Raw genomic sequence first — 14,441 nt, forward strand, 5'->3', positions numbered from 1 at the left:
ATCGTTACCCCCAAATTCAAGAATATAAAACTATACCTAGCAATTCACATTCTTTTCTCTTTATGTCCGCTATTACTTTTTTCACTGTACGCAGCGAATCTTTTCGTTTTTTGACTGCCAAAATTACTCCATCACATTTCTCCGCAATAATATACGTAGCAGGAAGCTCAAATACTTCGGATGAATAAAAGAAAATATAATCAAAGTCTACTTTCCACTTGTCTATTACATTATCAAATTCATCCATAGCAACTAAGGGCGTCCCAGTATGTACATTTTTTTTTGCGGGAATACAATATAAATATTCAGAAAAAGAACTAGAAAAAGATTCACAATTTAAGGCGGAAGAGCTTAATATATCGTTTACTGTTGTCATATGGTTGCTGTGTAATAGTAGATGGAGTTTAGGATCAGAAAAATTCATATCGACAAGTAATACTTTTTTTTTCATTTCCGCAAAAACTAATCCCATATTTACTATAAGTGAAGCAACAACACCTCTATCCTTCGTTGAGCTAACTGTGAATACTCGTTTTCCTGATTTTTTCAATTCATGATATATAGTATAAAATTGCTCTTTCATCAGAGCATCATGCGGATCGAATGGCAGCTTTTTCTTTGTCTTAAACATCGACATGTTCACCTCGATATATAGATGATTGCTTATCAACCTCTGTAGGTTTCTTTTTTCTTTTCGGTTTCATATTTATATGACCAATAACAGAGACTGTCGTTATTTTCTCTAAATCCTGTTCCACGTATATACGTTCATCAAAATAATCTCGAAATACAGCTAAACCTACACCAACAAAAAAACTAACAATTAAAGAGATAGGAATGATAAGTTGAAATTTCGGAAACAGCTTTTCAGCTTCTTCCTGTAACTCTCGGTCAGTTAATATTTTTACCCCCTGTACATTCGTATACTGTTGAAAGCTTTTTTGAGATTGTTCTGCCAATGACTTTACAATTTCTTTCACGATTTTAGGATCCGAATCTTTTACTGTAACAGTAACAATTTGTGAGTTGTCCGTATTCAACACCGAAATTTTTTGTGCTAATTCATAACTTGATTGTTCTAATTTCAAAGTGTTTCTTACTGTCGAAATAATAAGTGGACTTTTTAAAATGTCAACAAACGATGTTACAAGTTGCTTATTTTCTTGTGTTTTATTCGCTGTATTTTCCTTATTAAACTCATCTAAATTTCCAACAAGAATTTGCGCTGAATATTGATACGAAGGCTTTAGCACATACATAGAAATAATAACTAGAGAAACGGTTAAACAACACATCGTCAAAATGATCGTTACGAATCTTCTTTTCAGTAACTGTTGAAAATCTTTCATACTAATTTCTTGCTTCAATGATTCCACCGCCTTTTTATGAATAGCATCCTGTTAATCATTTTGTACAGATAACCCTTTCTTTTCTATATCTTCTTGTTTTGTTATATACTTTCCTAATCTGAATGAAAATTTCTCTACAAACAAATATGAAATCGTTGCAAGTATAAAAGAAAGAATGAGCGACATAATCAAAATAATAGTTAGCGGTAATATTTCATTGAGCATGTATATTAAGGAAAATAATGATATAAGATGATACAAATAAAGACTGTAAGAAATTTTCCCCAAATACAACAAGTATTTATTGCGTAGCAAGGTTGAAAATGTTGACACTGAAAGGCTTAATATGACAAATAGACATGCGCTTATCGCTACTACGTAGTCTCGAAATATAAAATTATTGAGCACTTTAATTTCTCCAATAAGCCCTTCATACATATAAAGTAAAATCGCAAATAAAAACCATGTAATTTTCGTATTTTTAGTACAATTACTATAAAAAGCTATTAAATTATTTTTATACTTCGCAACTAGTGCTCCTAGTAAAAACAGCACTGTGTAATGCAACGTTAATACATAGCTTGTTAATGTTAAACTCGAGCGAAATAAAAATAATATCACGACAGAACATATACTAAAACTAAACAATGATAGTAATGAACCCCTTACTGTTTTGCGTAAACAAACCATCAAAACTAACGGGAAAATTATAGATATTCGCATTTCATGTACAAGTGACCAAATCACACTGTTATATGTATCTGTATTATATTTCCCAACCAATAAAACATGCTGTGCTATTAGACTTAAAGAACTTTCAATCGTCCATGAGCGATTAAACCATTCGCTTAAATAAGAAATACCATATTTACTTATTGTAGTCTGGCATATAATAGCTATGACTATTGCCACAATATATGGAATGTATATTCTGCATATACGTTTTAAAAGGTATGATCCATAGCTACTATTTGTTTTTTGAATAGATTCATACAAAACAAATCCACTCAAAACAAAAAAGATAATAACAGATTCGTTACCACTACTAAAAATAAGACGTGCAGGCGTTTCTTTTAATAGATATACAACAAATGGTTTATTATCTTCATAACTGTAATTTTGAAATGCTGAGAAAATCATCAAATAATGACCAATCATTACTACCAATGAAGAAATTCCTCTTATAGAATCCAGTTCTTCATGCCTCTCCATCGTTTTACATCAACTCCTAATGAAATGATAATAATCATTTCAAAGCGACATCTTTATTCATATTCCTCTCCTTTCTTTTCATTCCAATTTTTCATATTAAAATGATTTTATAGTATAAATTTGAGTGTATTGTAACATTTTTTGTAATATTATGAATAGTAAATCTTAAAAATTGGTATATGCCAATTTCAACCTCGAAAAATTGGTAATATTGTTAGAAAAACACTATAAAAATATGTTGCATACTTACAAAATTAAAGAGAGGACTAGTGTTTTTTCAATATAAAATAAAAAAGATAGCCTTTATTTATAGGCTATCTTTTTTATTTTATTTAATTATTAGCACCATTATATGCTACATGTCGTTTCTCAATCCGTTCTTCAATTTCTTTCATATTCTCTTTATTAGTTAGTAGGGATTGTTTATTTTCTATTAATAATTGTTTAAAGGATTTTCTCACTTTTTTTCGCATGTTTATTTTCCTCCTTGGGGGATGGTTTATATAAAAGATAAGGAATTATCTGTGTGTTCTTATAATAATTGATTGTTGTGAATTCCATTTGAACTTCAGATGAAAATTCCGTTTATTTTCTGACAACTTTGTGAACAAAAAAAAGAAAGGTTAATCAAAAATATATTTGATCAACCTTTCCATGCTCTTTAAAGCATATTAATTAATATTTCAGGTCTTCCCCAATTCATTTCGTTACAAACAAAGCGTAGTTTTTCTTCGTCCATTGTGTGTAACCCTTCTTCTAATAAGCATGAAATTGGAACTTCACAATGAATTTGCGCTAATTGTAAAGAGATATTTAAATTCTCTAAATCACTTTCAATTTTTGTGCGCTGCGCTTTCGTTAATGATGCTATATTTTCTAGCACTGCCGATACTGTCCCGTATTCTTGAATCAGCTTATACGCTGTTTTTTCACCAATACCTTTTACACCCGGATAATTATCACTTGTATCTCCCATGAAAGCTTTCGCATGAACAATTTGCCAAGGTTCTACACCTTTCTCTTCCATGATTTTTTCCGGTGTGTAATACTCGTAATTTCCAATTCCTTTACGAAGAAGCATAACTGTAACATTCGTATCAACAAGTTGAAGTAAATCTGTATCACCTGTCAAAATATAAACTTCCGCTTCATTGCAATATTGTTTTGCAAGCGTACCGATACAATCATCCGCTTCATAACCTTTCATACCGATTACAGGCATAGATAATTTCGCAGTCATTTCTTGCACTAAATCAAATTGCGGAATTAATTCTTCCGGCGGTGCTGCACGATTTGCTTTATAATTCGAGAAAGATTCCGTTCTAAATGTCGTACTTCCCATATCCCAGCACGTTACAATGTGCGTTGGTTCGATTGCTTGTGTTGCTGTTAATAAATGCTTCATATAACCATGAATCCCATTCGTCGGGGTACCATCTTGTCGTTTCATAAATTGTCCATATACACTTGTTGCGTAAAAAGCACGAAATAATAGTGCCATACCATCAACTAATAATACTTTTTTCATAATTCCTCTCCTACTAACAAAAAATAATAACCTCACGTTATCACGTAAGGTTATATATAGATTACCATTCTACGTTTTTGTTCAACTTTGTCTATTATACATTGTTTTTGTATATTTAGCATCATTAACACATTAAGACATTCTACCGTAGCAAGTATGAAGTATTCCTGAATACGTATTTTTACCTGTCGAAACAACTACAGCCTTTGCATTTCCGTCAACAATATACGTACCTTTGAAACATACATTTTCAAGTTCAAGTGGATTATAGTCTTTCATCCGTTTTAATGGAATAAATCGTTTACGTTCAAGATGATAGCAACTTTCAAATTTCTCAATACTAGCATCGTTTCCTGTCAGCATAGATTCATTTACTAATAAATCATTTGCATAAATAATACGTACATCTGCTGGCACTGTATCGCCCTCTGCAAGAAAAATCATATCTCCAGGTACAAGCTCTTGTACTGGTAATTTCATCATTTTTAGTTCACTGTTTAGCCCTGTTACGCTACAGCCAGCTACTCTAGAAACAGTAACTGTTTCACATTGTAATTCATCACCCATATTTTGTTTTGAAAGACCTGGGATCATTCCACTTAGCTTCATCATTACTTCCGCAATACGCGCTCTTTTTGAAGTTAATTCATTTCGGCCGTATACTTGAATACGCTTTTGTGCCTCTTTCATAGATAGTCCGTCTCTTGTTGTTTTAAAATACGCAAATACAGATTTTACATCTCTTGTTGCGATTTCAATTAATAAATCTTTATTTTTTTGAAGCATTGTTTGTTCTTTCATTGCTTTTTTACTTAATTTATACGAAGTGTTACCCACACTTTTATTTACATATAACATATTATCGTCTCCTCCTTTACAACATAGGAAGAAACGCTTTGTTTCTCAATTTATCCACTTTACTGTGAAAGTGTCTAGCGCTTAAATACTCGAATAAACGCTACATTATGATAAATATAGAGGGAGGAACAAGTCGTTTCCTGCCTACATCATATATTTTTGATTTGAAGTATATGGGTAACGGAACCGAGTCAGAATTTGACATGCTCCTCACCTCCTCTTTAATTTTTTAGTTATAATCTATACTATGAAATTACTCATAGCTTGCTAACAAAAAAGACCCTTACTCATAAGAGAGCAAAGGTCATTGCATACACAAATAAGCGATTCCTAATATAATACAATTAGAAATCTATGGACCTCTCCCTCGCCGAGTTTTAGCACTGTATAGCATAGGTTCATTACCAGCTACGTTAAGAAAAACCTTAATTCGATCATTCCTGTTGACCCATTGGCGTCTCTCGACATTTTTGGGCAGTAGCATTTCTCTATACAGGAGCCTCACCTAACAGAGACTTATTATAATTACATAGAAAATGTTACTCTTATTTAAAATAGATGTCAACACTTTGTATGGAAACTTTTCCTTATTACAATAACTATCTCGAGTTTAGTACACTAATACGCATCCTGCTCAGCGTTCGGCTACATAAATTAATTGAACACATATTGCAAAAAATTAGCAAATGAAAAATAAAACCCTTACGTTAAAATGTAAGGGTTTTAATACGTTACACAACCAGCAATTACAATTCCGATGGAAAGTGATAAAAACATAAGGAAAAGACCAACTGCTTGATTATCTTCTTCAAGACTTTTATTAATATTAAAACGTGGTGTAAGCCATTCCGCTAAATAAAAGACAATAATTTGAGCTAAAATCCCAACAGCTCCCCATGAAACCATATCAAGAATTGAAATAGAATTAGCAGCCGTTGAATATAAAACGATAGCAAGACCAAGTAGTCTTCCTCCAAGTACATAGCTTACCGCTTTATTCCCTTGAGCCATTAACTTAAATTCCTTAACTTTCGTTGTCACTTCCATAAGAAAAAGACCGATACACAAAAGTACAAGTGATACTGCTAAATATAGTAAAAAATTAATCATTTATTTTCCTCCTTCTTAATACCTACCGGTAAATAATACGATTCATTTCCCGTAATTTTTTCTCCGGCACGTATACCGATGCTGCTCGCTTTTCCAGCAATTAAAAAAGCCCCAAACACGTACGACAGCTTCTCAATTCCTTTTTCAGTTTCCAAAAATACAACTGGAAGCTCTGTATATTTCTGAAATATAGGCAGTGACGATTTATACGTTTCATGTGCATTTCGAATCATAATATTTGTATCCTTATCACGAATCGTAATCGTGTCACCTTCCCTACCGAACGAAGGTTTTTGAACGAACGGACTTTTCCCAAAAAATAAATCTGGCTCTAAATATGTAGGAAGCATATATTCTTTAATCCACTTTTGTTCCTCACTTGTGTAAAAAGCACCTTCTTCTGCTAATCCCCAAATAAGACATTGAATTGATTTCGGCTGAAGTAAAAAGGCCGACAAAGGATTTATAATAAAAAGCTTTCCTTCTTTTACAAGTTGCAAAAGTTCTACTCCCACCAAATCCCCCGTTTCGGGATCTTGATCTTCAATTAAGTCTTCAATTGGATATGTTTGGCGATACAAAACATCAATTGGTACACCATCTCTATCTACTAAAGCATCATCTGTAATTCTAAGTTCTGTCATTGGCATTACTTTATTTTCAACATGACATAGCCTACTTAAATACATAGTCGTATTCCAATCTTCTATATGTTCAGGATGAGCTGTGAAAACAACATTTGGATCTTCCATTCCTTTTGTAAACTCCATTACGGCTTTTGTAATACCAGAAGAAAGTAAGCGCTCTTGATTTGCATTTGGATCATCATAGCCTAATTCTTCACAAACTTTTCCATTCATTTGAAAGCATTCCACAATAAAAGTTGGAGTATCACTATTAAACTCAAGCATTTTAATACGATTATCCTCTGTTAAAGCAAAATCAAATCGTGAAATAACAGATTCAGGATACATCCCTTTCAGTCTAATAAAAGGCAAGCTTGCAGTTGGAAAACCGAGTTCAAGAAGCTGTTCATTAGATAAATTCCGAAGAATTCTAGCAGTCTTAAAAAATATTTTCCCCATTCGTTCAGTTGCTACTTGTAATTGTTTCATCGTTTGCTCTGTTATCGGGAAAACATGAAACAAACTATACTCACATTCATATAAATCCGACCAAAAATTCGGATATTTCGAATAAAACTCTTTTCGATCCCTTATGTATTGCGACATATGTTAGCCCCCAAATCCTCCCTTTGAACCGCTTCCAATTCCACCTTTAAATTCGGCAGAAGATTGATAAGTTTTAAACTCTGATGAATTTTTGAAGGTGGATTTATTTTGATAGTATGTACCACCATAAAAGTAATGTCCACGATAACCTGAACTACTATCATCACACTGCCAAACACCAAGCTCATCATCCCAATCCCAATCAGAACAACTATTATCATTCGGTTCGGGGGGAATATCTTGCGCGCAGCCAAATAAAGTGCCCGTCATTAAAGATGTTAGGACACCACCTACTAGCCATTTCGTTTTTGTCACCTTTGCACTCCCCTTTTTAAATTATATTTCTATTATATAAGATGTCATGATAAAGTAGAAGAAAAAGGAAGAAGAGGGATAAAATGCGATTGGAATATCGGCTCAATGATGAAACAAACGGGTATCCAGCTTTATGGAACTACGCAAATATTTCTAATTCTGAAATTGTCGCGCGCATGACTTGTGAATATTTTATAAAAGATGGAAATACATATATCGTTACTGCAACTTCAGTAGATCCAGACGGAACAGCAGTGTTATATATACAAAAAGAAGTTTTTTCCAACGACCCTTCAGATCCTACATACTCGCACATAGGTTTTGAAATTAGAGAATTAAAGGAAACCTGCTCAATTATGATAGAAAGTAAAGATATTTGGAATTACGAGGATATCTTACCCTCTCTCCATTCAGATATTATATATATTCAACGGGATGGAATACATTTGGAATTCACCCTCGATTCAAGAGAAATTGATGAAGACCGTAAGTGCTATATTTATTATGGGAACTTTACAGGTAAATCGAGATAACATGAGTATATTTATTCAACAAAAAAACCTTACGTATAAAACGTAAGGTTTTTTATATAGTCCCACATATGCCGTTATCTATAGATGTCCATAAACCTGCTCTCACAGGTGGATGTTCTCACAAATGTTTGTAACTTCCTTCTTAAAAAGATGGCCTGCTATCTACATTTAAATATTGAACTTCCGCATTATACTTATTGGTTTAAGACATACACAAGCTACGTACACCGTAGGAATTTTATATACTATTAGTTGAAATAAGACCCCCGCAAGTGCCGTCTCTCGTAAATGTCCAAAAACCCGCTACTCGCAGGTGGATGCCCTCACAGTTACCGTATATCTTCCTCCACAAGGAAGGCTTGATAATGGTCACTAAATATTGAGCTTCCGTAAAACTAACATCGGTTTTAGACATAAATAAGTTACGCACACCGCAGGATGTATTATTTACTTGTCGTTATATTATCACATTGTTTCCAATGTGTAAAATATAATTTTTTTGAAGCAATCTCTTGCTTGTGACCTTATTTTAATACAAATTATTTTTGCATGCAAGTGATTAATCTTCTTCTTTTGCAATTTGATTTTCTGGATAAGAAATCCAATCACTCCAGCTACCTGTATACAATTTAACATTTTGAAAACCAGCTAATTTTAATGCAACTATGTTCGGACACGCTGTAACACCAGAACCACAATATACGATTGTTTCCTTCTCTTTATCAAGATTTTGGAAACGCCCTTGCTGTTCCTCTTCGTTTTTAAAGTGTCCCGATTCTAAAATCCCATCTTTCCAAAAATAGTTTACTGCCGTCGGAATATGCCCTGCCTTCGAATCAACGAGCTCTTCCGCACCAGCATAACGTTTTGGTTCCCTAGAATCAATTAATGTCATATTTGCACCTGCACGAATTTTCCCTCTCACATCTTCCATCGTTACAAGCATATTTTCTTGTATTTCCGGTATAAAAGGTTTTCGTGCAATAACTGGGATATTCGGCGTTGTGTGTAATCCATTCTCTTTCCAAGCTGGAAATCCACCGTCTAATATATACACTTTCTCATGTCCTACATAGTTTAATAACCACCATAAACGAGAAGCCATTGCACCAGCTTGACTGTCATACGCAATCACTGTCGTATGTTCATCAATCCCGGCCTGTGAAAGCTTGTCTGCAAACTCCTCAATATTCGGCAATGGATGGCGACCACCATGTTCTGTTACAGGACTTGATAAAACTAAATTCAAATCAAAATATAACGCATGAAGAATATGTTCTTCCTCATACTTTTCTCTACCCCAATTAGGATTCGCTAAATCAAAACGACAATCGATTATACGGACATTCTCATCTTCTATATGCTCACGTAACCATTCGACTGTAACTATCATCTTTAACGACCTTCTTTCTCTTGCAAACGACTTACATACTCCATAACCATTTCTTCTGTAACAAATTTACGCTGCAGTGTAACACCATTTTTTGCAAGATCATTAATTTGCTTTGTTACAACATTAATGATATCAACCGAAAATTCTTTCCCCTTTGACGCAAGAGATACGGCTGCTTCAATAGCTGCTTCACGCTGCGCATCTAATTGTAAACATGCTTTTACACTTTCATTTTGTTTACGAGAATGTGCTGTAATTGCTTTATGTACTTCCATCTTCTCTTCCCCCTATATAAGTTATACGTTCTTATTCAATTCCATTGCAAGCCGAATCATATCACGACATACAATCCCATTTTCAATAATCTCTTCTTCATAATGCTTTGAAAAGTAATCAAAATCAATAGAAAAAATACGAAATCCACATTTTTGATATAAAGCAAGTTGTGAAACACTAGAATTGCCTGTACCAACTTCAAGTTTTGACATACCATATCCTTTAGCAGTTTCTACGGCATGACTTAATAGCTGCTTTCCAATCCCTTTTCCTTGCAAATGCTCTACAACCGCAATATTCATAATTTCCATTGTCCTTGGTCTTGTTTCCAAAAGTACATATACACCGATGATTCTTTCTTCTTGTTTAGCTATATACGTAAACCCACTCTGTACATATGCATCAATTTGGCTTTCACTTGGATCAGCAAGGAGTAATAAAGATTTCGGTATAGCTTCTTTCGAAATACGCTCTATGACAACAGACATAAAAATTCCCCCTCCTCTATTGTTCTAAACCCCCCTTGTCTACCATAGATAATAGAAAGGAGGGATTCACCATGGACAACAATGAGAAAAAATGCAACGTCATCTCTATTGATGGAAAGAAAAAGAAGAGCGACACATATTCCTATCCAAAATTAGTAGTAGAAAACAAAACGTATGAGTTTTCTTCATTCGTCTTATGCGGTGAAACACCAGACGGCAGACGCTTAGTTCTTACCCATATGATTTCTACTGATGAGTTTGCAGGGTTTGTAAAATCTTTAGATACTGTACTACAAAAGAAAATTGAACGAATCTTTTTTTCATAACAGCTATTTAATATAAATTTCTTTTTCAATTTCTACTAACTGCTTTTGTAGCTCTTCTTTACTTTGTTCGTATAGTGATACATCAATTGTTTCAGCTAAAGCGAATAATATACTTTCATAATAATTCTCAACATCTTGCTGCATCACCTTTTGGAATAGGTTCCATTTTGCATCCCACTCTTGCTTATAATGATGAACGAATAAATCTTCTTCATCAACTACATAGTTTGATACGAAAGGTTCTAACACTCCTTTAGCGTCTTCTTGCATAAAAGCTTTATCATTTTTTTCAAAAAAGCTTTTCTCATTTTTAAAATGTGCTAGTGCCTTTTTAAAATCTTTTATTTCTATTGAAGGAAACGGCTCTTTATGTGTAATAATTTTATATTCATAATCCACTGTTCCACCCATAGAAATCGATTCATTTTCCACTTTGCAATTCACAACAATTTCATCCTTTGCACGCTTCATCGCTTCATCTATCCATTTTTCAAGACGTAATGATGTCGCACGCATTTCTTGTAATAAATCATGTTGAATAAATGAAACTAATTCCATTACACATTGCTGCAACTGCATTTTCACATTCCCATCTGTTCGTAACGACGCCGGATTAATAAATTCAGTAAACACATCGTTATAGCGTAAAAATAGACGTTGGTGTACATAATAAAGCAATTCTTTCACTTCATTTTGCATTGCTTGCTCTTCAGCAAGTACACTATATGATGAAATAATATGAAGTAGCTGATTACGCTCTGCTTCATATTTTTTTGTTTGCTTCTCTTTCTCATCATTTCCCTGCTTTGCGCCATTTATCATATTTACAAGAAGCTGATTCGCTCCTTGTAATGCACCATATAAAGCATGCACAGATACAAGCATTAAATCCCTCATCATAAAGGACGTAAATGATTCTTCAAACTTAGTAATCCCGGAGTTTTGTAAAATACCATACTTTTCTTTATCAATACTTTTCCCTTGCTTTTCTTCAAGCGCACATAAACTTGAAATTGCAAATAAACGTGGATTTCTAATACCGTATTGCAGGAGCTGATCCGCAATATAACCTTTTACCATTTCAAGTTCTTCTTCAGATTGCGCTAAATCGGCAGCATTTATTAAGAAGAACATTTTATCAAGTGCAAATGTATCCTTTACACGACCGAGCTGAATTAAAAACTCACGATCTGCACGAGAGAAAACATGATTATAGTATGTTACGAATAAAATAGCATCTGCGTTTTTAATATACTGGAATGCAACATCCGTATGACGCGCGTTAATAGAATCCGCCCCTGGTGTATCTACAAGAGCTACTCCTTGCCTTGTTAAAGCACAATCATAATAAAGCTCCATATACTCAACAAAGCATGATTTTTCTTCATTAGCTACATAATCAGAGAACTCCTCTAACGTAACTTGTAATTGTTCCCCTAAATGATTAGCAACTGCCTCATATCCTTTTTGTACCGCTCGCAAAAAGCTAAATGTTGTTTTTTGCTTCCCGCTTGGTGAAGGGTATTTCATAATTTGATCAATTTTCGTTAACGCTTCTTCCAATGTAGCAATTTCATAGTGAAACATTTTATAAACAGCTTTCATATCTTCTAACAGCGCTTGCTCTGATTTAAACTGGACAATTACCGTTCCATGTTGTTTATCTTCTGTAACTGGCAAAATTTGATTTATTGTTGCTGTCGTTGGGTTTGGCGATACAGGAAGTACCTTTTCACCGAGCAATGCGTTAGCAAATGATGATTTCCCAGCACTAAAAGCTCCAAATAACGCTACTGTAAATTGCTTCGTTTCTACACGCTGTCTTTTTCCAACTACTTCTTGCTGTAGATGTTTCAGTGTAGGCAATGGATCTAATATCGTTTCAGCTTTCTTCACTTTTTCTAATATAAGCTGAATATTTAAAGCTTTCGTTCCTTTAATCTCTTCTTCACTAGCCGCTACGTTATCATTTACAATTTCTTGCTCTTGTAGTTTAAACTTCTCACTAACAACTTGTTTTTTACTTTGTAATATTTCGTCTATTTGCAATCCATCTGGTATAGAAACATTTTCATTCCAAATATCTCCTAAATAGCTCTCATATTCCTCATACGTCTTAATGTACTGTAATTTTGTTTCTTTTGCTGTTTGTAACATCGTATATTTTTCAATTTCTTCTTCAATACGAGCAATCTCTATCTTCACTTTCTTCTGCAATATACCCGTACTTTTTCCAAAGATTTGCTGAGATTTCATAAAGTATCTTTTCTTTAACTCATTTGCAACGTCAGCAGTATAAAGAAGTAAGTAATCACCGGTAAATCCAGCCCCCTGTTTAATTGTTTCAGCCAACACTTCCGGTCCGAAAGCAATTTCTAACGCATATATGTCTTTCCCTATTTCCTCTGTAAATAACCCGTCTTCTTTTAAGAAGGCTACAATAAATTCTTTCACATGAAAATCAAGTTGCGTTTCAACAGTCTTTTGAAGAGCAGAATAAAAAGCATCTACACGTCTCTGTTTTTCTTGCTCCGTCTTTCCTTTCGCAAATAACAAACCAACTTTAAACTTCGTTAATTTCGTTTCTAAATATTTATTTGCCAATTCTCTCATTTCAAATGGCATTAAATACGCGTTATCTAATATGGCTTGTAAACCTTTTATAAATTCATTTCTCACATCAGATTCTTTACTAGCCACCCGATTTTTATTTTCAGTTAACTCTTCCTTTTTTTCAACTATCTCTGAAAGTGACAGTGGTGATGTTAATTCTTCTTCATATTTCATGAGATGTTTTTCATTTTCAGAAAGAATAAACGAACAATGTTCTTGCAGTAAATATTCTGTTTCTCGCTCCATTCCCTTTCTTACATACTGCTCTTTTTCTTTCATGATAGAAAAGATTAATGCTTCTAAACTTTGAATTTCATTGTATGGATGATTCATCATTCGCAATGATGTATAGAAAATACCATCTACTTCAATATCCCAGTTAGAAAAAGACTGTTTTACACTATCTCTATACTCTTCAAACGATAACTCATTTGCTTTATGTTTATCTATTTGGTTTACAACGAGATAAACCGTTTTATTACGTTGTTTCAATTCTTTAACAAACTGTAAGTTAACCTCTGATTGGACATGGTTATAATCCATCATATAGAAAATAACATCTGCTAGATGCAGTGTTGATTCCGTCGCTAATTGGTGGGCATCATCCGTAGAATCAATTCCGGGCGTATCAACTAACATAACCCCATCAGGAATTGGCGCATCATTTCGATAAATATGAACACCAATTACTTCATCACCGTCTTTACATATTTGTTTTAATTCTTCTGCTGAATATGCGCCGTCATATTCATACTCTTCTCCAGACTTAATCGTTACAACAACACGATCAGATCCTCTTTCAATTTTAACAACGTTAGCACTCGTTGGAATCGGACTTGTCGGTAATAATTGCGCTTTATATAGGTGATTCATCATTGTCGATTTCCCCGCAGAAAAATGACCACAAAAAGCTAGCATAAGCTGCTCTTGTTTATATTTTTGAATCACTTCAAACAACTTCAAACTATTCTCTACATCGCCGTTTTTTTGCCACTCTTCATAAAAACAAACAAGTTTTTTCATACCGTTTGTCTGTACTATGTTTGTCATCCCCTTGTTCCCCTTTATCCAAGATGTATATACTTTATCCCGCTATTTGTGGGCAGTAAAAACCCGTTTCGTGCGGGCTAGTAATCAGTGAGGGATAGACCTCCCCGCTGATTAAAGTTTCACTTTATTATCATACTAAATTTTCAGCATATTCACAT

15 protein-coding genes, 2 other RNA genes and 1 riboswitch are annotated in these 14,441 nt (G+C 33.8%); of the genes, 2 read left to right on the forward strand and 15 right to left on the reverse strand.

Annotation, left to right across the window (positions count from 1 at the left end):
• Window positions 1-16: 16 nt before the first annotated feature.
• From B5P40_RS05330 to B5P40_RS05370, 9 genes are all read right to left on the reverse strand, one after another.
• Window positions 17-637: a CpsD/CapB family tyrosine-protein kinase gene (locus B5P40_RS05330; protein ID WP_113708953.1), complete on the reverse strand. Its 621-nt coding sequence runs from the start codon at window positions 635-637 to the stop codon at window positions 17-19.
• Window positions 624-1,367, reverse strand: coding sequence for a YveK family protein (locus tag B5P40_RS05335; protein WP_002193180.1), 744 nt, complete (start codon window positions 1,365-1,367; stop codon window positions 624-626). Before B5P40_RS05335 ends, B5P40_RS05330 begins: the two co-directional genes overlap by 14 nt.
• Before the next feature lie 33 nt (window positions 1,368-1,400).
• Window positions 1,401-2,561: an acyltransferase family protein gene (locus B5P40_RS05340; protein ID WP_002189032.1), complete on the reverse strand. Its 1,161-nt coding sequence runs from the start codon at window positions 2,559-2,561 to the stop codon at window positions 1,401-1,403.
• 332 nt (window positions 2,562-2,893) lie between these two features.
• A complete protein-coding gene (locus B5P40_RS05345; RefSeq protein ID WP_001228050.1) occupies window positions 2,894-3,034 on the reverse strand; it encodes an FbpB family small basic protein in 141 nt (46 codons plus the stop codon).
• 188 nt (window positions 3,035-3,222) lie between these two features.
• Window positions 3,223-4,089: a 5'-3' exonuclease gene (locus B5P40_RS05350; RefSeq protein WP_002135339.1), complete on the reverse strand. Its 867-nt coding sequence runs from the start codon at window positions 4,087-4,089 to the stop codon at window positions 3,223-3,225.
• Window positions 4,090-4,221: 132 nt separating this feature from the next.
• Entirely contained in the window at window positions 4,222-4,947 is a 726-nt protein-coding gene (locus B5P40_RS05355; protein ID WP_002189031.1) for a P-type ATPase actuator domain-containing protein, read from the reverse strand.
• Window positions 4,948-5,301: 354 nt separating this feature from the next.
• Window positions 5,302-5,467, reverse strand: a riboswitch (M-box (ykoK) riboswitch).
• A gap of 203 nt (window positions 5,468-5,670) precedes the next feature.
• Complete coding sequence (locus B5P40_RS05360) at window positions 5,671-6,057, reverse strand: DUF350 domain-containing protein (RefSeq protein ID WP_002086561.1); 387 nt, start codon at window positions 6,055-6,057, stop codon at window positions 5,671-5,673.
• Window positions 6,054-7,289: a glutathionylspermidine synthase family protein gene (locus B5P40_RS05365; protein ID WP_002141059.1), complete on the reverse strand. Its 1,236-nt coding sequence runs from the start codon at window positions 7,287-7,289 to the stop codon at window positions 6,054-6,056. Before B5P40_RS05365 ends, B5P40_RS05360 begins: the two co-directional genes overlap by 4 nt.
• A gap of 3 nt (window positions 7,290-7,292) precedes the next feature.
• Window positions 7,293-7,604, reverse strand: a complete 312-nt coding sequence (locus B5P40_RS05370) for a hypothetical protein (protein ID WP_002126505.1) — start codon at window positions 7,602-7,604, stop codon at window positions 7,293-7,295.
• 83 nt (window positions 7,605-7,687) lie between these two features.
• On the opposite strand from B5P40_RS05370, the gene B5P40_RS05375 reads away from it, so the two are divergent.
• Window positions 7,688-8,137 carry a hypothetical protein gene (locus B5P40_RS05375; RefSeq protein ID WP_002030848.1) on the forward strand — a complete coding sequence of 150 codons (450 nt, stop codon included), beginning with the start codon at window positions 7,688-7,690 and terminating at the stop codon, window positions 8,135-8,137.
• A 55-nt stretch (window positions 8,138-8,192) separates the two neighbouring features.
• On the opposite strand, the gene ssrS (B5P40_RS05380) is transcribed toward B5P40_RS05375, so the two are convergent.
• From ssrS (B5P40_RS05380) to B5P40_RS05400, 5 genes are all read right to left on the reverse strand, one after another.
• Window positions 8,193-8,376: non-coding RNA, 6S RNA (gene ssrS, locus B5P40_RS05380), on the reverse strand.
• 21 nt (window positions 8,377-8,397) lie between these two features.
• Window positions 8,398-8,580, reverse strand: a non-coding RNA gene (ssrS, locus tag B5P40_RS05385) — 6S RNA.
• 116 nt (window positions 8,581-8,696) lie between these two features.
• On the reverse strand, window positions 8,697-9,530 hold the full coding sequence (locus B5P40_RS05390; protein WP_002189028.1) for a sulfurtransferase: 834 nt from the start codon (window positions 9,528-9,530) through the stop codon (window positions 8,697-8,699).
• Window positions 9,531-9,532: 2 nt separating this feature from the next.
• Entirely contained in the window at window positions 9,533-9,805 is a 273-nt protein-coding gene (locus B5P40_RS05395; RefSeq protein WP_000451806.1) for a YpbS family protein, read from the reverse strand.
• A gap of 21 nt (window positions 9,806-9,826) precedes the next feature.
• Window positions 9,827-10,294: a GNAT family N-acetyltransferase gene (locus B5P40_RS05400; RefSeq protein ID WP_002189027.1), complete on the reverse strand. Its 468-nt coding sequence runs from the start codon at window positions 10,292-10,294 to the stop codon at window positions 9,827-9,829.
• Between the two features lie 71 nt (window positions 10,295-10,365).
• Between B5P40_RS05400 and B5P40_RS05405 the strand changes: the two genes are divergently transcribed.
• Window positions 10,366-10,620: a DUF3931 domain-containing protein gene (locus tag B5P40_RS05405; RefSeq protein ID WP_000369740.1), complete on the forward strand. Its 255-nt coding sequence runs from the start codon at window positions 10,366-10,368 to the stop codon at window positions 10,618-10,620.
• Between the two features lie 3 nt (window positions 10,621-10,623).
• On the opposite strand, the gene B5P40_RS05410 is transcribed toward B5P40_RS05405, so the two are convergent.
• On the reverse strand, window positions 10,624-14,283 hold the full coding sequence (locus B5P40_RS05410; RefSeq protein ID WP_113708954.1) for a dynamin family protein: 3,660 nt from the start codon (window positions 14,281-14,283) through the stop codon (window positions 10,624-10,626).
• Between the last annotated feature and the right edge of the window lie 158 nt (window positions 14,284-14,441).

Source organism: Bacillus sp. SRB_8, assembly GCF_003264205.1.
Classification (GTDB): Bacteria; Bacillota; Bacilli; order Bacillales; family Bacillaceae_G; genus Bacillus_A; species Bacillus_A mycoides.